We start from the raw sequence: 20,652 nt of genomic DNA, 5'->3' as shown, positions 1-20,652 counted from the left end.
CGGCCAAGGAGTCAGTCTTGTGTTTTCTTCGCTGTAGGGCGCGCCCGGTTTGGGGGCGCGCTTGTCTTTTTCGACAGTGCATTGTCGCCTTGTGGCGAATCCGGCGCTGGGCCCGGCAGCACCAACGGACAATTCTTGCCGAAATCAGCCTTGTCGAAATCGGCCTGCCAGTATGAACTGACGATGCGTGGCCGATACTGCCAGTGCTGGTTGAACAGGCTCCAGCTTTCATCGTGGCCAGGAAAATCGACACCAGCCATGTCGATCAGTGACTCGAACGTGCTCGCGCTGAGTGTGCGATCCCGCGAGTGGCTGACCAGAGCGGCAACCCGCTCCGGGAACTGGTGCGCATACGTGTCGGAGTACCAGAACAATGCCGGCACCTCGAATTCGTAACGGGTTCCAAGGCCATGTCCATATAGCGAACACGTCGCCGTGCGCAACATCTCGCCATGGTCGGACGCATACCATAGTGTCGTCATCGCGCCGCTTTGGCGCAGGATATCGATGGCACTGGCCAGCACATGATCCGTGTAGAGGATCGTGTTGTCGTAGCTGTTCTGCTGACGTGCGAGCGTGGAGGCCTCGCTTCCTGCATCCGCCATCGTGGGTCGAAAGCGCTTGAACTCGGCCGGATAACGGAAGTCGTAGCCGGTGTGGCTGCCCATCATGTGCAGCACGATGAACAGGTCATGCGTGGAGTCACCCAAGGCGTCTCGCAGGGGTTTCAGCAGGTCTTCGTCATAGCTTCCTGGTGCTGTCCATGAGGCGTGATTCAGCCATTTGACATGCTGCGCCTCATACGCATAGGTAGACACGGGAGAGTCGAATTTACCGATCGCCAGCTGGTTGGAAATCCAGTAGGTCTCGTAGCCGGCTTCCTGCATTGCACGCAGGATGGAGGCCTCGCCAAAGGTGGGGCTGGCGAGGGTGATCGGTTTGCGCGTCAGCACCAGTGGAATGGCTTGCAATGATTCAGGCCACGACGTGACCATATCGCCGATAGGCACCAGGTTGCTCATTCGGCTCAGTTCGGGGTTGGTCGGGCGTGTATAGCCAAACAGCTGCCAGTGATCGCGCCTGCTGCTTTCGCCAATCACCAGCACATACACCTGACGCTGATGCACCTGGGTGATGCGCCGGGCGTGAAAGCGGAAGGCGTCCAGCCTGGCCGCATCGGTGCGCATGGCGGTCCATTCCCGGTGGTACACATGGACGCGCTGGAACAGGCCAAAGGGATATCCTGGTTCGATCGCAGCGGTGAACGTCGAGGCCAGCACCGTGGCGCTTCGCATGCGCTGGTGAAGGCTTCCGCTCGTTGCAATCATGGCTACGGCCAAGGTCGCTAGTGGCGTGCCGGCGACCAGGGCGAGTACCCATTCGCGCACGCGGCCGCGCCAGCGCAGGCGTTCCCGCGCACTCCGCCACGCGGCCAGCAAAGCCAGCGCCAACGCCGCCAGCAGGCCCAATCCGATCGGTACCAGGGCGGCCCCCAGATACTCGCGGGTCTCCCTGGGATTGCTGGCGACCAGGGTACCGATGATCTCGGCCGAGGTGGGGTGGTGGTAGATCGCCACGTAGTACGCTTCTATCGGAGCCAGCAGCACGAAAGGCGCCAGCAGCAGACAGGCCAGCCAGGGCAGATTTCCGAGCAGGGCGAAAAGCGCCAGAAGAAGAATGCCTGGTATGAACAGCGCCTCGATCGCCGTCTGCAGACTGGGCTGGTACGCATACCAGATCAGGTTGGGCAGCATCAGCAGGACCAGCAGCAGGAATAACGCACTCAATGTCAGCGGGCGGGTCAACGAGGTTTTTGGAAGCATGGCCTGTCCGGGATTCGCGGGTGGAACGGCTCACCTGTCGGCAGGTCGGGGAGCTGTGGGCAACGGGGCTGGCATGGGAGTGGATGTCTGCTCCTGCTGGGCGAGCACATCTCGCAGGCGTTTCAATTCGAGTGGCCAATAGTTCTGGCGAGCCAGGATCCAGGCATGGACCATCGGCATGCCGAACCCCGGTGGCACCACATCCTTTTCCACGGTCTGATAATGATCCAGCAGTTGCAGGCCCTGCGCAGGATAACCTGCCGAGGCCAGGGTGGCGGCCACTTGCAGCGCCATGTCTGGCCGTACCTGCAGGTCCAGCGCCTGCGTGAAGTCGGCCAGCGCGGCATCCGGTCGATGCTGCGCAAGTGCGATGCGGCCACGCAAATAGGTGAGATCCTGCCGTGGGCCGGCTGCGCCGAGCCGGGGATTTTGCAGGCCGGCATCGATCAGACTCTGCAGGCCATCTGGCGTCAGGCCCGGGCAGCCGCCGGCCATGACCACTGGCAAGACGCGATCAAACCAGTGCGCCAGCAGCGCACCAACGTTGGCGGTTCCGCGCATGGCGGTGCGCGTGGCAGCCAGGTCTGCTGGGCTGATGCCTCCGGTCATGCAACGTGCACCGATCAGGTTGAAGGCGAGCTGCGCCTGATCGGGTTGGGCGGCAAGCAACTTTTCCAGCCTGCTTATGGCTTTTCGCGGACGCCCGTTCTGCATCTCGATTTGCGCGGCGTTGGCCTGGGCCCGTGGTGAGTCCGGGTTGGTCTGTGCCCAGATCAAAGCCTGTTCGCGCACGTTCCCCCACAAGTCAGCCCGCGTGTGGGTCAGCCAAGCCAGGCCCAAGGGCAATGCGATCAGCAAGAACCGCTTGGTGGCCTTGAGGGAGCGCGTGTCGGTCAGCCATAGGCCGAGCGGCCAGAACATCAGCAGGGCAGGCACGTAATTGCGATGCTCGAAATACAGCTCCAGCGGTATCGATGAGGACTCGATCAACTGTCCGGCGAAATAGAACAGGATCGCCAGACTCGGTGCAGGATGGCGCCGGCGCAGGTGCCACGCACCACCGATCAGCAACATTACCGCGAGGATCGCCGGCAGCGTGGCGGCGGGATGCAGCAGGGAGGTCGAGGCGGTGTACTGGTCGTTGAACAGCCCGCTGGAGAACGGCCGCGGCAACCACAGCAACTGGAGGTAATCCATCAGCACGCGCGGTTCGGTCAACAGCCGTTGCGCATAGGTCCATGGGCGCAGTGCGGGGCCGCCGGCGATGACGCCATAGATGCCGATCCACAGCAGATAAGCCCCGATTGCCATGGCGGGAACCACGGCAAAGACCAGCAGAATGCCGCGATGAGTCTGCCGTGCCCTGCCTGGAGGTGGCACTAGCCGGGGAGCGAGCAGAACGATCTCGATCAGCAAGGCATATAACGGCAGCAAGATGCCGTTGGCTTTCGCCAGCATACCCAGCAGGGTGAAGCCGCCCAGGCCAGTCACGCTCCAGATGCACCCCGAGGCGACTTTTCCGTCCAGCAGCCGTGCGCGTCCATGCAGCCAGATAAGCAAGCCAGCCAGTGCGCAGGTTGCCGGCAGCATCGCTTCGCGTTGCACGATGTAAAGCGTGGTCGATACCAGCAGCGGGTGCAGCAGCCACAGGGCCGTGCCGAGCAAGGCGGCAACTTGGCAGCGCAGTGTGTCCAGTGCCAACGTCCGCCCGAGCTTGACCAGCAGGGCATACAGCAGCACACCGTTGAGAACGTGCAGGATCAGGTTGGTGCGTTTGAACGGGTACGGGTCGGCGGGCCAGTTGCGGGCATCGATGAGAAAAGTCAGCATCGTCAGCGGCCGCCCGGTAGGGTCGGCGATGCCCGACGTGATGTAGCGCCAGAATGTCGGCCAATGGTCGATCGGGCCACTGGCACCGAGGGCCGGCAGGTTGCCAAAGTCGTCAAACAGAAACGCGCCATGCAGGCCCGGCCAGTAAGCCGTCATGGCCGACACCACCAAGGCCAGCAATACCAGCCATGGCACGAATGCAAGACGATGGCGCATCGCAGCCCCCAGAAAAACAAAAGGGCCGCACGAAGCGGCCCTTCTGGCTTGGATCTTATCGAACCCGAATATTACGAACGGCAAGAGGTAGGCAGGTACTTCTGGGCAACACTGCTCAGAGTGCAGGTCCAGGCAATGCTGCCGGTGCTGGTCACCGCGGAGAGCACAAAATCCTTGGTCTGGATGGCCGTGTTGGCACCGGTGCCGAACTTGGCGACGATCTGGCCCGCGTTGGCGCTCACATCGACAGAATCAACGTACTTGCCTTTAATGCTCGAGGGCAGGGCGAGACCGGCCGATGCATTGGTGGAAGGGAATTTGCCCGTGTTGCTGTAGAACTCGGAGATCGCCGTCTTGGCGCCGTCGGTCAGCACCGCGCCTTCGGAGACCTGCGTGCGGACCAGGTAGTCCTGATAGGCCGGGATAGCGATAGCGGCGAGGATCGCGATGATCGCAACCACGATCATCAGTTCGATCAGGGTAAAGCCTTTCTGCATGCTCTTCATGGTGGTTCCTCTGTATTTGGTTAGCTAACCGCGGTGATGCCCCCTGAGCCCCAGTCCCGTATCCCCCTAGGCAGGATCGGACCCCATACTCGTGGTCAGGAACGACCAGGAAGCTCGCGGCAGAGTGAAGCAGATTGTGTGCCACACCTGCCGCTGGCGTATTCCCTCATGATAAGGGTATTCGGATTGTGCCTTTCGTCACGATACCCCGCAAGCGCTGTCCTTTGTTGTCCGGCAGATGCCGGAAGCGTGACCAACTGCTCCCGCGGACGACAGTCGTTTCTGGGCAAATAGTGACGTTTCTTGTCAGTTTCTCTTTTTTTGCATCCCAGTGATCAGCCCATCGCAAGGACTAATTGCGGCAGGTGGTCGGCAGGTATTTCGCGTCCAGCGTGCTGGGGGTGCAGTTCCAGGTGATGCTGCCTGCGCTGCTGATCGGTGACAACACCAGGTTACTGCTGGTGATCGCGCGGTTGGCTTTGGGGCCGTTGTACGAGACCGTGATCTTGCCATCGGTCACGTCCACGCTGGAAACGTAGGCGCCAGTGATGGATGTGGCTTTGGACAGGCCTGCCGACTGGTTGCTGGGAGGGAAGGTGCCCGTATTTGAGACATAGTCCCATATGGCCGCCTTGGCACCGCTGGCCAGGACCATTCCTTCGGATACCTGTGAGCGGACCAGATAGTCCTGATAGGCGGGTATGGCGATGGCGGCAAGGATCGCGATGATCGCCACGACGATCATCAGTTCGATCAAGGTAAAACCGGCGGAAATACGCTGACACATGATGGACTCCCCTGTGAGTGCACCGGTGGCAGGCACGTTTTGTACCAAGGTTCCGCTGGCGTCATCGTTGTCGACCCAGGTTCGCCGTGTCGGATGGTTAGGCTGAGACGGGTGTCACATATGTGCGGGTTTGGCCCGGGGCCACGCCCTGAGCTGGGTGATGGCATGGATGCCTCGACAGGCAACGAAAACGGCCAGCATGATCTCCGCCCCACGAAACGGGATCGCGTAGCGGGGTTCGGCCTGCAGCACGCTGTAGACCACCGTGACCAGCGCCAGCGTCAGCGCCGTTGCGGCGATGCTCGGCTGGATCTTGTGCCTGGGCATCAGCGCGAGCACGCCGCCGATCATCGCCAATGCAAACAGCCATGGATTGAGTGAGTGGCTGATGGCGCCCACGGCGCGATAGATCGGGCTGACTTTGAAGGGCGAGTTTCGCGTGGGGTAAACATAGACATCGCCCTGGCCCATGCGGATATCCCACTCCCACAACAGAGCAGGCTTGCTCAGATACCACCGGATGTAGTGGCCTGGATCCTCGGCCACGCGTCGTCCGATCAAGTCCAGTCCAGCCAAGGGGTGGGGTTCGATCGTGGCAATTTCCCGGTCGATGGCAGCCATGACGATGATGCCATCCGGATCATGTTTCATCGCGGCCTGGTACGCGCCGTGGTAACCGGGCCATGAGCCCTGCACCAGGTTGGTCAGGGCACGTCCGCTGGAGGTGGCGTCGTTGGCGGGGAGCAGGCTGTTGCGTATGGCCCAGGGCGCGATCATGAGCAGGGCCGCGATAATCAGGCCGGCAGACATGCTGATGCTCATTTGCCGCCGTACGCACAGGTACACGGCTAGCAAAAAGGCGAGCGGCAGCAAGATGGCATTGGTTAAGGCGGCCAGCGACAGGGCGATGCCACTGGCTGCCGCCCATCCAACACTGCGCCGCTCGAGCGCCATGCCCAGCAACAACAGGCCCAAGGCGAGCAGAAAGCCGAACAGGGTCTCCGACAGCAGGTAGCTGCACATGGCCACGCTATGTGGCCAGACCGTCATCAGCACGCCCGCCACTGCCAGCCAGCGCATCGGCATCCAGCGCCGGCCCAGGCACAGCATGAAAACAACGGTCAGTGCGCCCAGCACGGCCTGCGCAAGCAGCACGGCGGCATACCAGCTGTCCCATTGGCTGAAGAGCTTCATCCAGCCGGCCAGAAAGACCGGATAGCCAGGGTCGCGGTAACTGTCGCCGACGAGAGGGGCTACACCCTCCGGCGCCTTGGAGAACACACCATGCCGGACCAGGTTGCGCGCATACGCGTAATACTCGACCGCATCGGCACGAACGTTGGGCTGGTTGACTGGTTGGAATACTTCGGCGTGGGTGACGTAGTAATAGCGAAACCCGAGAGCCAACAGACCGATGAACAAGATCAGGAACCGCCACTGCCAGCTCTGGCGACACGCCAAATCAGTCGTGGGCATGCGATTGCGCTCCGCTTTGCCGATGGACTGAGTATGCACGAATGGCTCGGCCGATAGGCGTGGTCAGCGCGTTGCCTGACAGGAGGCTCCCTCATTGTCTTTCACATGTAGCAGGCCGGTAGGGGTGGCCAGCCGTTGGTCCGGCGTGGATGGGAAGGCTTGCCTGATGCGTCGCTGGCGCTTACCGTCGCCTTTTCGCCACGCACAAGGAACTCCCATGAAACCTCTGATAGCCGCGCTGCTGTTCGCGCTGGTGGCTGCACCTGCGCTGGCGAGCGATGCCGTGGACACCAGTTTCGTCAAGGCGCAGGGCCCGCATCCGTTCAATGTGCGCGACCTGGTGATGATGGAGCGGGTCAGCGATCCGCAGTTGTCGCCGGATGGGCGCTATGCGGCGTTCGGCGTGCGCAGTACCGACTATGCGGCGAACAAGGGCGTCAACGCGGTGTATGTGCTGGATCTGTCGGACAACGGCAACCGGCCGGTGAAGGTGGTGGACAAGGGCGGTTCGGCGCGCTGGTCGGCGGATGGGCGTAGCCTGTATTTCGTGGCGCCCACGAAGGGTGTGGCGCAGTTGTGGCGGCTGGACCTGGGTGGCAAGGATGGTTTGAGTCTGGCGAAGCATGCTGCGCCGGTGCAGGTGAGCCACACGCCGCTGGACATCAATGACTACAAGTTGTCGCCGGATGGCAAGAAGGTGTTGCTGTCGTACGAGGTGTTCACCGATTGCGCGACCTTGGCCTGCACCCAGCAGCGCGTCGAGGCGCGTGACAAGGACAAGGCCAGCGGCACGCTGTACAAGAAGTTGTTCGTGCGGCACTGGGATACCTGGGCCAATGGCCGGCGTAACCAGTTGTTCGTGGCCAGCTTCGATGGCAAGGGCCAGCTGCCGGTGGAGCCGACTCTGCTCAGCCGTGGCATCGACGGCGATGTGCCAAGCAAGCCGTTTGGCGACGAGAGCGAGTTCAGCTTCGCGCCGGATGGCCGCACCGTGTATTTCGATGCGCGCATCGCCGGCACCAGCGAACCGTGGTCGACCAACTTCGATGTGTACAGTGTGCCAACGGATGGTTCGGTCGCACCGAAGAACCTCACCGCCGACAACAAGGCGTGGGATGCGTATCCGGTGGCATCGCCGGACGGCAAGACGTTGTACTACCTGGCGATGAAGACGCCTGGTTTCGAGGCCGACCGCTTCGCTATCATGGCGTTGGACCTGGCCACCGGTGCCAGGCACGAGGTCGATCCGAAGTGGGATCGCTCGCCCGGCGGCCTCACCATTTCGGCCGATGGAAAGACGCTGTACACCACCACTGACGACAACGGGGAGCACCCGCTGTTCGCGATCGATACGGCCAGCGGCAAGGTCACCGAGCTGGTCGGTGACGGCACCGTGGATGGCTATTCACTGGTGGGTGACAAGTTGCTGCTGACACGCGACGACCTGAAGCGGCCGGCCGATCTGTACGTTGCCAATGCCAATGGCAGCGACCTGAAGCAGGTCACCCACTTCAACGCGGAAGACCTGAAGAACGCCAAGGTCGGTGATTTCGAGTTCTTCAATTTCAAGGGCTGGAACAACCAGACCGTGCAGGGCTACGTGGTCAAGCCGGTCGACTACCAGCCGGGCAAGACCTATCCGGTCGCCTTCATCATCCACGGCGGCCCGCAGGGCGCAATGACCAATGGCTGGAGTTACCGCTGGAATCCGCAGACCTACGCGGGGCAGGGTTTCGCGGTGGTGACGGTGAACTTCCACGGTTCCACCGGTTATGGCCAGGCGTTCACCGATTCCATCTCGGGCGACTGGGGCGGCAAGCCGCTGGAGGATCTGAAGCTGGGCTGGAAGGCCGCGCTGGACAAGTACAGCTTCCTCGACGGCGACCGCGCCTGTGCACTCGGTGCCAGCTACGGCGGCTACATGACCTACTGGATCGCCGGCGTGTGGAACAAGCCGTGGAAGTGCCTAGTCGACCACGACGGTGTGTTCGACGCGCGCGCGATGTACTACGACACCGAGGAGCTGTGGTTCGAGGAGAAGGAGAACGGCGGCACACCGTGGGAGCATCCCGAGAACTACGAGAAGTTCAACCCGGTCAACCACGTCAAGGACTGGCGCGTGCCGATGCTGGTGGTGCACAGCGGCGACGATTTCCGCATCCCGATCACCCAGGGCCTGGGCGCGTTCACGGCGATGCAGCGCCGCGGCATTCCCAGCGAATTCCTGACCTTCCCGGACGAGAACCATTGGGTGCTGAAGCCGCACAACAGCGTGCAGTGGCACGACGCCGTCAACGCGTGGCTGAAGCAGTGGACCGCCAAGGATGCGCCGAAGGCGGCATCGAACTGAGTCGGTATCGAATCCATCCGGCATGACAAAACGGCGGCCTCCGGGCCGCCGTTTTCTTTTCCGGCTGGCCTTTGTGGGAGAAGCCTCGGGCATCTTGAATGGCCCCTATTTGTCGTCATTCGGCGAAGGCCGGAATCGCCCTTTGACGGCGAAGCCGGTCATCCAGAAGCCAGCCATCCAGGTCCTTGGGTCAAATGACTGGTTCGCTTTGCTGTTGTGAGGCGATTCCGGCCTTCGCCGGAATGACGTTGTGGGACGGAAACCCACCGTTTCCGGACCGGTGCTGGCACCGCCACGGCCAATCGGCGAGACTTCACCGCATGCTCCGTTCACGTTCAAGCGGTTGGTTGTGGTGGTTTGCGCTGACCCTGCTGCCTTTGGCGCAGGTGCACGCCGCCAGTGCCGGTTATCGCTATGACACGGTGCATAGCCAGATCGTCTTCAGCATCAGCCATGACGGCTATTCGCGCCCGTTTGGACGGCTGCATGTCGCCAGCGGCTGGCTGCGTTTCGACCCGGACGACTGGAGCAACGCGGCCACCGAACTGGACATCGACCTGGGCAGCCTGGACATGGGCGATGCGGACTGGAATACGGCCGTGTGCAAGCCGGCCCTGCTTGATTGTTCACGCAACCGTTACGCCCATTTCGTCAGTACCGGCGTCGAGCGCAAGGACGACCATCACGGCATACTGCATGGCCGGCTGAGCCTGCGCGGAATCAGTCAGCCGGTGAACATTCCGTTCACCTTCAATCGCGCCGGACGGACCATCTATGGCCTGCACGATGTGGCTGGCTTCTCCGCCACCGTCCTGCTGGATCGTGACGCATTCGGCATGACCAGCTTTGCCGGTTCGATCGGGCACCAGGTCAGCGTGTGGCTGGAAATCGAGGCGATCCGTAGCGACGCCCCCACTTCAAAACCCAAGGAACAACCATGAGTCTGCTCAGCAATGACCGCCAGTGGGGTTCGGTCGCCAAGTTCTTCCACTGGACCATCGCGCTGGCCATCATCGGCAATGGCATCTTCGGCCTGCTGATGGATCTGGCCCGTTCGCCGATGCAGAAGATCAACTGGCTGGCCTTGCACAAGTCGATCGGCCTGACCGTGCTCGCGCTGGTGCTGCTGCGCGTGCTGTGGCGCTGGGGTGACGGCCGCCCTCGTGAAGAGCCTGCGCCGCACTGGCAGCAGCTGGGCGCGCAGGCCGTACACGGCGTAATGTATGTGTTGATCGTGGCGCTGCCGCTCAGTGGCTGGTGGTTCAATTCCGTCACCGGAAAGCCGCTGCAGTGGTTCAAGCTGTTCAACCTGCCGGCGCTGGTGGCGAAAAACGACGACATGCGCCATTTGTCGCATGCCGTGCACGAATATCTGTTCTGGTTGCTGATCCTGGTGCTGCTGGCGCACGTGGGTGCAGCGCTGAAGCATCACGTGTTCGACAACGACAACGTGTTGCGTCGGATGCTTCCCTTTGGCCGCTTGCGCAACGGCTCGACCTCCACAGGAGACTCCCCATGAAACGACTTGCCATCTTGCTGTTTGCACTCGCACTGCCGTGCGCTGCCGCGGCCACGGATTACACCGTGCGTCCCGAGCTGAGCCGGCTCGGTTTCAGCGGCACTTACCAGGGCGCTGCGTTCAATGGCAACTTCGGCCAGTGGACGGCGGCGATCAGCTACGACCCGGCCCATCTCGACAGCTCGAAATTCGACGTGACCGTGACGCTGGCCAGCGCCAAGACCGGTGACCACGATCAGGACAGCGCGCTGCCCGGCGCGGACTTCTTCAACGTGGCCAAATTCCCCACGGCCCATTTCGTGACCACCGGTTTCCACCAGAATGGTGCGCAAGTGATCGCCGACGGCCAGCTGACCCTGCGCGGCGTCACCAAGCCGCTGAGCCTCACCGTGTCGTTCAGGTCACAGGGCGGTTCTGCCGTGATGGACGTGGCGGGCGCCCTGAAGCGGCTCGATTTCGGTGTGGGTACGGGCGATTACGCCGATACCTCGGTGATCGGCGCAGATGTCAAGATCATCGCCCATTTGCAGCTTGCGTCGAAGTAGTCCCGCACCACGATGGCGAGCGACCACCTGTGGCGACGCCTGCGTGGCTGGATCACGCCAACCCGCACCGTTGCCACCCCGGCCCCGCGCCACCAGGGCAGCGACTCGACGCGCGTGGCCGACAGCCTGCGCAACCTGCTCGATGATCCGACCATCCCGGCCTCGGTGCGCAGCGAACTTGCCACCGACTTCGGCCGTATCGAAAGCATGCTGGACAAGCTCGAACGCGGCGAACTGCACATTGCCGTGTTCGGCCGCGTCTCCACCGGCAAGTCGGCGCTGGGCAATGCGTTGCTCGGCCGCGAGGCGTTCAGCGTAGGCGTGCTGCACGGCACCACCACGGACGCCGCACACGCGATGCTCGACGAGGCGCAGCACGACGGCCTGGTGCTGATCGACACGCCCGGCATCAACGAACTGGACGGCGAGGCGCGCGAGCGGCTCGCATTCGAGGTGGCCGAGGTCAGCGACCTGGTGATCTTCGTGTGCGACGGCGACCTCACTCGCGAGGAACTCGACGCGCTGAAGACGCTCGCCGCTACCCAGCGTCCGCTGCTGCTGGCGCTGAACAAGACCGACCGCTACGGCCGCGACGAACTGGACAGCCTGCTCGAACACCTGCGCCTGCGCGTTGCCGGGCTGGTGCGTGCGGAAGATGTGCTCGCCGTGGCCGCACATCCGGCCGCGCAACGGGTCATCGAGATCGATGCGCACGGTCGCGAGCAGGCGCATGAGCAGACGCGCGCACCCGATGTTGCCGCGCTGCGCGAACGGTTGCTGGCGATCGCGGCACGCGAAGGCAAGACGCTGTCGGCGATCAACGCCGGGCTGTACGCCGGCCGGCTCACCGACCAGGTCAGCGCGCGCATCGCGCAGACGCGGCAGGCGATCGCGGCGAAACTGATCCGCCACTACTGCATTGCCAAGGGCGTGGCGGTCGCGCTGAACCCGATTCCGGTCGCCGATCTGCTCGCCGCCGCCGGGCTCGATGCGGCGATGGTGGTGCAGTTGTCGCGCGTGTATGGACTGCCGCTGACCCGTGCCGAATCCGGCCGGCTGGTGGCGGTGATCTCCGCCCAGCTGGCCGCGCTGATGGGCGCGATCTGGGGCATGCAACTGGTCGCCTCCGCACTGAAAGGCGTCAGCGCGGGCCTGTCGGTGGTAGTCACCGCCGCCGCGCAGGGAGCGCTGGGCTGGTATGCCACCGTGTTGATCGGTCGCGCCGCCGAGCGTTATCTGATCGCCGGCAAATCCTGGGGCGAGGCCGGTGCCAAGCGTGCCGTCGCCGAGATCGTCGCCAGCCTCGACCGTGACTCGATCCTGCGCGAGGCGCGCGAGGAAATCCTCAAGCGGCTGAAATCGCAGCGTGCGTAAAAGTGCTGCCACAGGAACCGTGCGGGCACTGCAATTGCCCTGTCTTGCACTGCGGGGCATCATGCGGCGATGGACCTGATCACGCCGCCAGCACCCGCACCGTCGACCACCGCGCTGCCGATGGTGGTCAACTGCGTAGCCTACCGGAACGACGGCAACCGGATCGGGGAGATCACGCTCGATGCGATCAGCGATGTGCTGGCGCAGCCGGACACCTTCGTCTGGGTCGGTTTGCACGAGCCCGATGAGGCGCTGCTGCTGAAGCTGCAGCAGGAATTCGGCCTGCACGATCTGGCGATCGAGGATGCGCACAACGCCCATCAGCGTACCAAGATTGACGCCTATGGCGACTCGCTGTTCCTGGTCGTGCAGACCGCGCAGATGGTTGGCACCCGACTGGCGTTCGGCGAGACGCATATTTTTCTCGGCCCGCGTTATCTGGTCACCGTACGTCACGGCGCGTCGCTGTCCTATGCACCTGCTCGACGCGATTGCGAGCACGCACCACACCTGCTCGCGCTGGGTCCCAGCTACGCGCTGTACAGCGTGCTCGACTTCATCGTCGACAACATGCTGCCGATCGTGCGTGACTTCCGCGAGGAGTTGCAGAAGCTGGAGCAGGACATCTTTGTCGACACGTTCAACCGCGGGACGGTGCGGCGGCTGTACGACATGCAGCGTGACCTGATGACGCTGCGCCTCGCGGTGGCACCGTTGCAGGACATCATCAGCCAGCTGGTGAAGCTGCACCCCAAGCTGATACCCGACGAACTGCGCGCGTATTTCAGCGACGTCTACGACCATGTGTTCCGGGTCAACGAGTCGATCAGCGCGATGCGCGAGATGCTCACCGCCGCGATCAACGTCAACCTCTCGCTGGTGACACTGGGTCAGAACGAGGTGATGAAGAAACTGGCCGGCTATGCCGCGATGCTCGCCGTGCCCACCTTGTTCACCAGCTGGTACGGCATGAACTTCACCCACATGCCCGAACTCAGCCAGCCCTGGGCCTACCCCGCCATCATTGCGGTCGTCGCCAGCGTGGTCGGCGGCATCTTCTTCCTGCTCAAGCGGTCGAAGTGGCTGTGAGCTGGGCCTGCGACGTGCTGGCAAGCACACTTTTCTGCGGGAGCGACTTCAGTTGCGACGCTGTTGCTTGCCGATGAAGCCGGAACGCCGGGGCTGAAGCTCCTCTCACAGTGGCGGCGTGCAGGTGCGGTCAGAACGTGCGCTGCACCGAGTAGTCGGCGAGGGTGGCCAGGGCGTCGCGATAAGCCGAGGGGGAGAGCACGGCGAGCGCCGAACGTGCGGCCTCTGCGTGGGTTACTGCGCGTTCGCGGGTGCGCTCCAGTGCCCCGGAGTCGCGGATCGACGCGATGATGCGGTCGAGCGAATCGAGGCCGCCGTGTTCGATCGCGTGACGCAGCGACTGTGCCTGTTCCGGGTCGGCCTTTTCCAGCGCGTAGATCAGGGGCAGGGTGGGCTTGCCCTCGGCCAGGTCGTCGCCGATGTTCTTGCCCAGCGTGCCGGCATCGCTGATGTAGTCGAGCAGGTCGTCGGCGATCTGGAAGGCGTAGCCCAGTTCCATGCCGTAGCGACGCAGTGCAGCCACCTGGGTTTCCGGCAGGCCGCCGAGGATGCCGCCGAGTTCGGTGGCGGCGGCGAACAGTACCGCGGTCTTGCGCTCGATCACAGCGAGGTAGGCGGTTTCGTTCACGTCGGCATTGCCGATGTTGAGGAGCTGCAGCACCTCACCTTCGGCGATGGTGTTGGTGGTGTCGGCGAGGATGCGCATGATGCGCATGTCGTCCAGTTCCACCATCAGCTGGAACGAACGTGAATACAGGAAATCGCCCACCAGCACGCTCGCGGCGTTGCCCCACAGTGCATTCGCGGTCTTGCGACCGCGGCGCAGGTCGGACTCGTCGACCACGTCGTCATGCAGCAGTGTCGATGTATGGATGAACTCGACGATCGCCGCGAGCTTGATGTGGTGGTCACCGCGATAGCCGGCGGCACCGGCGGCCAGTACATGCAGCATGGGGCGCAGCCGCTTGCCGCCGCCGGCGATGATATGGTCGGCAATCTGGTTGATCAGCACCACGTCGGAGGACAGCCGCCGGCGGATCAGCGCATCGACGCGCTGCATGTCGGCAGCGGCGAGGTCGCGTACATGGGCGAAGTCGGCGGGACGGGCGTCGGCAGGCATCAGGTTCATGGAGGCTTCAAGGCGGCGTATCGACCTGATTATAGGGCGACGCCACTGATTTTTTGCCGTCGTCCCGGCGAAGGCCGGGATCGCTGCAGGCCGACGAAGCAGGTCATCCATGTAACGCCCGCGCGCAAGCCTGGATCACGGCCTTCGCCGGGGTGACGCTGTCGGCAGGTTTTGAGAGTTTTTGGGCCATCGGCCGGATGAAAGTAATGGCGAGGCTGGTGCGGGTACCGAAGGGTTTGCAATCGCCGCTGGCCGGCCCAATCATGGGCATCTGCGGTTCCGCCTGACCGTGCTCGAGTACCGATCCGATGGCCCATGAAATCATCGCCCTGATCGCGCAATACGGCTTGTTGCTGGTGTTCCTCAATGTGCTGGTGGAGCAGGCCGGCGTGCCGGTGCCGGCGGTGCCGACCATGGTCGTGGCCGGTGCACTGGCGGCGAACGGCAGGCTGGCGCTGGCCGGCGTGGTGCTGGCGGCGGTGCTCGCCTGCCTGCTCAGCGATCTGGCCTGGTACTGGGCGGGTCGCCGCTTCGGCTCCGGCGTGATGCGCACGCTTTGCCGCATCTCGCTGTCACCCGACTCCTGCGTGAAGCAGTCCGAATTGCGCTTCCAGCGCTGGCGCGGACGGGTCCTGCTGATTGCCAAGTTCGTGCCGGGTCTGTCGACGGTGGCGCCGCCGCTGGTGGGCGCGATGGGTTTGCGTACGGCCGCGTTCGTGCTGCTCGATGGGTTCGGTTCGCTGCTATGGGCGGGTCTCGCGGTTGGGTTGGGTTACGCGTTTGCCAAACAGGTCGACGTGGTGCTGGCGGCCATGGCCAGTGCCGGCACCGTGGCGTTCGAACTGCTGCTGGTCCTGCTCGCGCTCTACATTGCCGTCAAGTGGTGGCAGCGCCGGCGTTTGCTGCTGGCCTTGCGCATGGCACGCATCACGGTGGATGAACTGAACCGGTCCATCATGGGCGGCCAGGATCCGGTGGTGGTCGACGTGCGTTCGCAGGCGGCACGGCTGCTCGACACGCGGGTCATTCCCGGCGCACTGCTGGCCGATCTGGAGAGTGTCGGCAAGGCCTTGCATGACATTCCGTCGGATCGCGAGCTGGTGATCTACTGCAGCTGCCCGAACGAGGTATCCGCCGCCAGGGCGGCCAAGCTGCTGATGGCGATCGGCTATCGCAATGTGCGCCCGCTGCTTGGCGGGCTCGATGCGTGGGATGCGGCAGGTTATTCGGTCGCGCGATTGCCGGCGGATACGGCTGCGACGGGTGATGGCTCGTTGCACATGACGGCCTGACCGCAGACGCGCAACGTCGGGCGGAAAATTTACGCGTTCTATACGCGTAGCCGCCGTCCCGATACCCCGTTCTTATACGGCACTTCCTACAGTGCGCGTCGCCCTTTCATGGAGTCGACGCCGATGGATTTCGTCTACCTGCTGTTCCTGCTCGTGCTGTGCGCGGCCACACTGGGCTTTGCGCTGATCTGCGATCGGCTGAGTCCGCGCAAGTAACGCGGTCCGCCGCGTCTGCCTTTCCCTACTGCATGAGTTTCCCGTCATGAATGTCCTCTATGTCGTCGCCGGCCTGATCGCCGTGGCGCTGGCCGGCTACCTGTGTGTGGCTCTGCTCAAGCCGGAGTGGTTCGAATGACCACCAATGATTTCCTGCAGGTCGGTCTGTACCTCGTGGTGTTGCTGCTGCTGGTGAAGCCGGTTGGCAGTTATATGGCGCTGGTGTTCGCTAATGCGCCGAACCGGGTTACCCGCTTCGGCGGTCGCGTGGAGCGCGGCATCTACCGCCTGTGCGGCATCCGCGGCGATGAGGGTATGAGCTGGAAGCGCTATGCGCTGGCCATGCTGCTGTTCAACGTGCTCGGCGTGCTGGTGGTCTATCTGTTGCAGCGCGTGCAGCCGTGGTTGCCGCTGAACCCGCAGCACTTCGGCGCGGTGTCGCCCGATTCGGCGATGAACACCGCGATCAGCTTTGCCACCAACACCAACTGGCAGGGCTACGCCGGCGAGTCGACGATGAGCTACCTGACCCAGATGTCGGGTCTGGCGGTGCAGAACTTCCTCTCTGCGGCGACCGGTATTGCCGTGCTGGTGGCGGTGGTGCGCGGCTTCAGTCGGCGCAGCGCGCTTACCATCGGCAACTTCTGGGTCGACCTCACGCGCAGCACGCTGTACGTGCTGCTGCCGCTGTCGCTGCTGATGACGTTGCTGCTGGTGTCGCAGGGCGTGGTGCAGAACTTCAAGCCGTATGTCGACGTGCCGGTGGTACAGACCAGCACCTATGCCCAACCGGTGACCGATGCGGTCGGCAACCCTGTCAAGGATGCCTCCGGCAACCCGGAAACCAAACCCGCGCAGCTCACCACGCAGACCTTGCCGATGGGTCCGGCCGCGTCGCAGATCGCGATCAAGATGCTCGGCACCAATGGTGGCGGCTTCTTCAATGCCAACTCGGCGCATCCGTATGAGAACCCCACGCCGTTCTCCAACTTCATCGAGATGCTGGCGATCCTGCTGATCCCCGGCGGCCTCTGCTACATGTTCGGCATGCAGGTGGACGACCGGCGCCAGGGCTGGGCCATCCTCGCCACCATGCTGCTGATCTTCATCCCGCTGACGATCGCCCTGGTCGCGGCCGAGCAGGCTGGCAATCCTGCGCTGCATGGGCTGGCGGTCGATCAGCATGCCTCCGCGCTGCAGGCCGGCGGCAATATGGAAGGCAAGGAGACCCGCTTCGGCATCGCTGCGTCCGGCCTGTTCGCGGCGATCACCACGGCTGCCTCCTGTGGTGCAGTGAATGCGATGCACGATTCGCTGACTCCGCTTGGCGGCCTGGTGCCGATGTGGCTGATGCAGCTCGGCGAAGTGATCTTCGGCGGCGTGGGCTCGGGCCTGTACGGCATGCTCGCCTTCGCGGTGGTGGCGGTGTTCATCGCCGGGCTGATGGTCGGCCGCACGCCGGAATACCTCGGCAAGAAGATCGAGGCCTACGAGATGAAGATGGCCAGCCTCGCGGTGCTGCTGCCGTGTGCGCTGGTGGTGATCGGCACGGCCATCGCGGTGATGACGCCGGCGGGTGTGGCGGGCGTGGCCAATCCCGGCGCGCATGGCTTCAGCGAGATCCTCTACGCGGTCAGCTCGGCTTCCAACAACAACGGCAGTGCGTTCGGCGGGCTCTCGGCCAACACGCCGTTCTGGAACGTGTTGCTCGGCATCTGCATGTTCCTTGCCCGTTTCCCGCTCGCCATCGCGATGCTGGCGATGGCCGGCTCGCTCGCAGCCAAGCGCCACGTACCCGAATCGGCCGGCACCTTGCCTACGCATACGCCGCTGTTCATCACGCTGCTGGTCTGCGTGGTGGTCGTGGTCGGCGCGCTGACCTTCCTTCCGGCACTGGCCCTGGGGCCGATCGCCGAATCCCTGATGTCGGGACACTGAATCATGACTGCACAAACTCAAGCCGCGAGCGGCTTCAGTCGCGAGCTGGTGCTCACGGCGATGGCCGATTCGTTCCGCAAGCTGTCGCCGCGGTTGCAGTTCCGCAATCCGGTGATGTTCGTCGTACTCGTCTGCAGCGTGCTGACCACCTTGTTGTGGGTGCAGGCCTGCTGGTATCAGGCGCATTCCGGTCACGGCGAGGCGCCGGCAAGCTTCATCTTCTGGGTCAGCCTGTGGCTGTGGTTCACCCTGCTGTTCGCGAACTTCGCCGAGGCGCTGGCGGAAGGTCGCGGCAAGGCGCAGGCCAATGCATTGCGCGGTTCGCGCAAGGATGTGGTCGCGAAGAAGCTGGCATCGGCCGATCGCCATGCCGTGATCACGTTCATCCCGTCGGTCGAATTGCGCACCGGGCACCATGTGCTGGTCGAGGCCGGCGAGCAGGTTCCCGGCGATGGTGAGGTGGTGGTCGGTGCGGCCAGCGTGGACGAGAGCGCGATCACCGGTGAGTCCGCACCGGTGATCCGCGAATCCGGTGGCGATCGCAGCGCGGTGACTGGTGGTACTCGGGTGCTGTCGGACTGGCTGGTGGTGCGCATCACCAGCAATCCGGGCGAGAGCTTTCTCGACCGCATGATCGCGATGGTCGAAGGCTCCAAACGGCGCAAGACACCGAACGAGATCGCGCTGACCATCCTGCTGGCGAAGTTCACCCTGATCTTCCTGTTGGCCTGCGCCACCTTGCTGCCGTATTCGATCTACAGCGTGCAGGTCGCCGGCGTTGGTCATCCGATCACGCTGACGGTGCTGGTTGCGCTGCTGGTGTGCCTGATTCCCACCACGATCGGCGCACTGCTGTCGGCGATCGGCATTGCCGGCATGGACCGGATGATCCGCGCCAACGTGATCGCCACCTCCGGCCGTGCGGTCGAGGCCGCTGGCGACGTCGACGTGCTGCTGCTCGACAAGACCGGCACCATCACCCTGGGCAATCGCCAGGCGGTGGCGTTTTATCCGGCGCCGGGCATCGACGAGAAGATCATGGCCGAGGCCGCGCAGCTGGCCTCGCTGGCCGACGAGACACCGGAAGGTCGAAGCATCGTGGTGCTGGCGAAGGAGAACTTCGGCTTGCGCGAACAGCAGCTCGAGCCGATGCGCGCGCAGTTCGTGCCGTTCACCGCGCAGACCCGCATGAGCGGCGTGGATTTCGGTACGCGGCAGATCCGCAAGGGCGCGCTGGATGCCGTGGAGAAATATCTGGAGGCGCAGAACAGCCACCTGCCGCCGCTCGTGAAACGCATGGCCGAGGACATCGCGCGGCGCGGCGCCACCCCGCTGATCGTCACCGAAGGTGCGCGGGCGCTGGGCGTGATCGAGCTGAAGGACATCGTCAAGGGTGGCATCAAGGAGCGCTTCGCCGAGATGCGCAAGATGGGCATCAAGACCATCATGATCACCGGCGACAATCCGCTCACCGCCGCAGCGATCGCGGCGGAGGCGGGCGTGGACGATTTCCTCGCCGAAGCCACGCCCGAAGCCAAGCTCAAGCTGATCCGCGACATCCAGGCGCAGAACCGGCTGGTGGCGATGTGTGGCGACGGTACCAATGACGCACCGGCGCTGGCCCAGGCCGACGTGGCGGTGGCGATGAACACCGGCACGCAGGCCGCGAAAGAGGCCGGCAACATGGTCGACCTCGATTCGAATCCGACCAAGTTGATCGAGGTGGTGGAGATCGGCAAGCAGATGCTGATCACCCGCGGCGCGCTGACCACGTTCTCGATTTCCAACGACATCGCCAAATACTTCGCGATCATTCCGGCGGCGTTCGCGACCACCTATCCGGCGCTCAACACGCTCAACGTGATGCACCTGGCGACACCACAGAGCGCGATCCTGTCGGCGGTAATCTTCAACGCGCTGATCATCATCTTCCTGATCCCGCTGGCGCTGAAGGGCGTGAAGTACCGCGCGCTCGGCGCCGGTTCGCTGCTCCGCCGCAATCTGCTGGTCTACGGCCTGGGCGGCATCGTGGTGCCGTTCCTGGGTATCAAGATCATCGACATATTGCTGGTCCTGTGCGGACTGGCCTGATTTCTTTTGCTCGTCATCCCAGCGAAAGCTGGGATCCAGCGACTTGTGGTCAAGCGACTGGCACTGGGTCCCAGCTTTCGCTGGGATGACGACTTCCTTCTTCGGAGTTATGTCATGCAAACACTGAAACTCTCGGTATCGCTGCCCGACGAAACCCATCCCGATATGGAGCTGCGCCTGTCGGCCAACGACGGGCCCTGTGATGTGGTGATTGCGTTGCCGTCGCGCTCACGCTGCGAACCAATCACCCATGTCATCGCTGAGTCGGTCGAGCACAGCGGCACGAGCAATGCCGACGACGACTACGTGCTCGGCGGCTACGCCGGTATTTGACGCTACGCGAAATTTATTCATCCACCATCACGCGCGGTTCGGTATGGGCCGCTGCAATGGGGATCTCGAAAACATCCGAATCATGTCATCCCGGCGAAGGCCGGGATGACGACAAGAGGATAGGTACTTCGAGGTCAC

17 protein-coding genes are annotated in these 20,652 nt (G+C 63.5%); 11 read left to right on the top strand and 6 right to left on the bottom strand.

The window, feature by feature from the left end; genetic code table 11:
- Positions 1-11: 11 nt before the first annotated feature.
- The 5 genes from ACYVKM_RS01895 to ACYVKM_RS01875 all read right to left on the bottom strand — a co-directional run bounded on the left by ACYVKM_RS01895 (position 12) and on the right by ACYVKM_RS01875 (position 6,638).
- On the bottom strand, positions 12-1,823 hold the full coding sequence (locus ACYVKM_RS01895) for a phosphoethanolamine transferase (protein ID WP_460875316.1): 1,812 nt from the start codon (positions 1,821-1,823) through the stop codon (positions 12-14).
- A 30-nt stretch (positions 1,824-1,853) separates the two neighbouring features.
- Positions 1,854-3,869: a tetratricopeptide repeat protein gene (locus ACYVKM_RS01890; RefSeq protein ID WP_460875314.1), complete on the bottom strand. Its 2,016-nt coding sequence runs from the start codon at positions 3,867-3,869 to the stop codon at positions 1,854-1,856.
- Positions 3,870-3,940: 71 nt separating this feature from the next.
- Positions 3,941-4,375, bottom strand: coding sequence for a pilin (locus ACYVKM_RS01885; RefSeq protein ID WP_460875313.1), 435 nt, complete (start codon positions 4,373-4,375; stop codon positions 3,941-3,943).
- A 352-nt stretch (positions 4,376-4,727) separates the two neighbouring features.
- On the bottom strand, positions 4,728-5,162 hold the full coding sequence (locus ACYVKM_RS01880; RefSeq protein WP_460876490.1) for a pilin: 435 nt from the start codon (positions 5,160-5,162) through the stop codon (positions 4,728-4,730).
- A gap of 114 nt (positions 5,163-5,276) precedes the next feature.
- A complete protein-coding gene (locus ACYVKM_RS01875) occupies positions 5,277-6,638 on the bottom strand; it encodes an ArnT family glycosyltransferase (protein WP_460875311.1) in 1,362 nt (453 codons plus the stop codon).
- Positions 6,639-6,855: 217 nt separating this feature from the next.
- Here ACYVKM_RS01875 and ACYVKM_RS01870 point away from each other — a divergent pair, with 217 nt between their 5' ends.
- The 6 genes from ACYVKM_RS01870 to ACYVKM_RS01845 all read left to right on the top strand — a co-directional run bounded on the left by ACYVKM_RS01870 (position 6,856) and on the right by ACYVKM_RS01845 (position 13,515).
- The gene (locus ACYVKM_RS01870; protein ID WP_460875310.1) at positions 6,856-8,988 is read left to right on the top strand and encodes a prolyl oligopeptidase family serine peptidase; all 2,133 of its coding nucleotides are present in this window, start codon (positions 6,856-6,858) and stop codon (positions 8,986-8,988) included.
- A 320-nt stretch (positions 8,989-9,308) separates the two neighbouring features.
- Positions 9,309-9,929, top strand: coding sequence for a YceI family protein (locus tag ACYVKM_RS01865; RefSeq protein ID WP_460875309.1), 621 nt, complete (start codon positions 9,309-9,311; stop codon positions 9,927-9,929).
- A complete protein-coding gene (locus tag ACYVKM_RS01860; RefSeq protein ID WP_460875307.1) occupies positions 9,926-10,507 on the top strand; it encodes a cytochrome b in 582 nt (193 codons plus the stop codon). Before ACYVKM_RS01865 ends, ACYVKM_RS01860 begins: the two co-directional genes overlap by 4 nt.
- A complete protein-coding gene (locus tag ACYVKM_RS01855; protein ID WP_460875306.1) occupies positions 10,504-11,052 on the top strand; it encodes a YceI family protein in 549 nt (182 codons plus the stop codon). Before ACYVKM_RS01860 ends, ACYVKM_RS01855 begins: the two co-directional genes overlap by 4 nt.
- Before the next feature lie 12 nt (positions 11,053-11,064).
- Entirely contained in the window at positions 11,065-12,426 is a 1,362-nt protein-coding gene (locus tag ACYVKM_RS01850) for a DUF697 domain-containing protein (RefSeq protein WP_460875304.1), read from the top strand.
- 69 nt (positions 12,427-12,495) lie between these two features.
- The gene (locus tag ACYVKM_RS01845; RefSeq protein WP_460875303.1) at positions 12,496-13,515 is read left to right on the top strand and encodes a magnesium and cobalt transport protein CorA; all 1,020 of its coding nucleotides are present in this window, start codon (positions 12,496-12,498) and stop codon (positions 13,513-13,515) included.
- A 130-nt stretch (positions 13,516-13,645) separates the two neighbouring features.
- Here ACYVKM_RS01845 and ACYVKM_RS01840 read toward each other — a convergent pair whose 3' ends face one another.
- A complete protein-coding gene (locus tag ACYVKM_RS01840) occupies positions 13,646-14,644 on the bottom strand; it encodes a polyprenyl synthetase family protein (RefSeq protein ID WP_460875301.1) in 999 nt (332 codons plus the stop codon).
- A gap of 308 nt (positions 14,645-14,952) precedes the next feature.
- Here ACYVKM_RS01840 and ACYVKM_RS01835 point away from each other — a divergent pair, with 308 nt between their 5' ends.
- From ACYVKM_RS01835 to ACYVKM_RS01815, 5 genes are all read left to right on the top strand, one after another.
- The gene (locus ACYVKM_RS01835; RefSeq protein ID WP_460875299.1) at positions 14,953-15,936 is read left to right on the top strand and encodes a DedA family protein/thiosulfate sulfurtransferase GlpE; all 984 of its coding nucleotides are present in this window, start codon (positions 14,953-14,955) and stop codon (positions 15,934-15,936) included.
- Between the two features lie 262 nt (positions 15,937-16,198).
- Positions 16,199-16,291, top strand: coding sequence for a K(+)-transporting ATPase subunit F (gene kdpF / locus ACYVKM_RS01830; RefSeq protein WP_189441078.1), 93 nt, complete (start codon positions 16,199-16,201; stop codon positions 16,289-16,291).
- On the top strand, positions 16,288-18,090 hold the full coding sequence (gene kdpA / locus ACYVKM_RS01825) for a potassium-transporting ATPase subunit KdpA (protein WP_460875298.1): 1,803 nt from the start codon (positions 16,288-16,290) through the stop codon (positions 18,088-18,090). Before kdpF ends, kdpA begins: the two co-directional genes overlap by 4 nt.
- Positions 18,091-18,093: 3 nt before the next feature.
- Positions 18,094-20,181, top strand: a complete 2,088-nt coding sequence (gene kdpB / locus ACYVKM_RS01820) for a potassium-transporting ATPase subunit KdpB (RefSeq protein WP_460875296.1) — start codon at positions 18,094-18,096, stop codon at positions 20,179-20,181.
- Positions 20,182-20,295: 114 nt separating this feature from the next.
- Positions 20,296-20,514: a hypothetical protein gene (locus ACYVKM_RS01815; protein ID WP_460875295.1), complete on the top strand. Its 219-nt coding sequence runs from the start codon at positions 20,296-20,298 to the stop codon at positions 20,512-20,514.
- Positions 20,515-20,652: the final 138 nt, after the last annotated feature.

The organism is Rhodanobacter koreensis (assembly GCF_054782855.1).
This window is presented reverse-complemented; position numbering and strand designations above follow the sequence as displayed.

What these genes read in the sequence shown, in the direction of transcription:
- kdpA (WP_460875298.1), top strand. Translation starts at nt 16,288, where the DNA reads ATGACCACCAATGATTTCCTGCAGGTCGGTCTGTACCTCGTGGTGTTG.
- ACYVKM_RS01885 (WP_460875313.1), bottom strand. Translation starts at nt 4,375, where the DNA reads ATGAAGAGCATGCAGAAAGGCTTTACCCTGATCGAACTGATGATCGTG.
- ACYVKM_RS01890 (WP_460875314.1), bottom strand. Translation starts at nt 3,869, where the DNA reads ATGCGCCATCGTCTTGCATTCGTGCCATGGCTGGTATTGCTGGCCTTG.
- ACYVKM_RS01835 (WP_460875299.1), top strand. Translation starts at nt 14,953, where the DNA reads ATGGCCCATGAAATCATCGCCCTGATCGCGCAATACGGCTTGTTGCTG.
- ACYVKM_RS01875 (WP_460875311.1), bottom strand. Translation starts at nt 6,638, where the DNA reads ATGCCCACGACTGATTTGGCGTGTCGCCAGAGCTGGCAGTGGCGGTTC.
- ACYVKM_RS01880 (WP_460876490.1), bottom strand. Translation starts at nt 5,162, where the DNA reads ATGTGTCAGCGTATTTCCGCCGGTTTTACCTTGATCGAACTGATGATC.
- ACYVKM_RS01840 (WP_460875301.1), bottom strand. Translation starts at nt 14,644, where the DNA reads ATGAACCTGATGCCTGCCGACGCCCGTCCCGCCGACTTCGCCCATGTA.
- ACYVKM_RS01850 (WP_460875304.1), top strand. Translation starts at nt 11,065, where the DNA reads ATGGCGAGCGACCACCTGTGGCGACGCCTGCGTGGCTGGATCACGCCA.
- ACYVKM_RS01815 (WP_460875295.1), top strand. Translation starts at nt 20,296, where the DNA reads ATGCAAACACTGAAACTCTCGGTATCGCTGCCCGACGAAACCCATCCC.
- ACYVKM_RS01895 (WP_460875316.1), bottom strand. Translation starts at nt 1,823, where the DNA reads ATGCTTCCAAAAACCTCGTTGACCCGCCCGCTGACATTGAGTGCGTTA.
- ACYVKM_RS01845 (WP_460875303.1), top strand. Translation starts at nt 12,496, where the DNA reads ATGGACCTGATCACGCCGCCAGCACCCGCACCGTCGACCACCGCGCTG.
- ACYVKM_RS01865 (WP_460875309.1), top strand. Translation starts at nt 9,309, where the DNA reads ATGCTCCGTTCACGTTCAAGCGGTTGGTTGTGGTGGTTTGCGCTGACC.
- kdpB (WP_460875296.1), top strand. Translation starts at nt 18,094, where the DNA reads ATGACTGCACAAACTCAAGCCGCGAGCGGCTTCAGTCGCGAGCTGGTG.
- ACYVKM_RS01855 (WP_460875306.1), top strand. Translation starts at nt 10,504, where the DNA reads ATGAAACGACTTGCCATCTTGCTGTTTGCACTCGCACTGCCGTGCGCT.
- ACYVKM_RS01870 (WP_460875310.1), top strand. Translation starts at nt 6,856, where the DNA reads ATGAAACCTCTGATAGCCGCGCTGCTGTTCGCGCTGGTGGCTGCACCT.
- kdpF (WP_189441078.1), top strand. Translation starts at nt 16,199, where the DNA reads ATGAATGTCCTCTATGTCGTCGCCGGCCTGATCGCCGTGGCGCTGGCC.
- ACYVKM_RS01860 (WP_460875307.1), top strand. Translation starts at nt 9,926, where the DNA reads ATGAGTCTGCTCAGCAATGACCGCCAGTGGGGTTCGGTCGCCAAGTTC.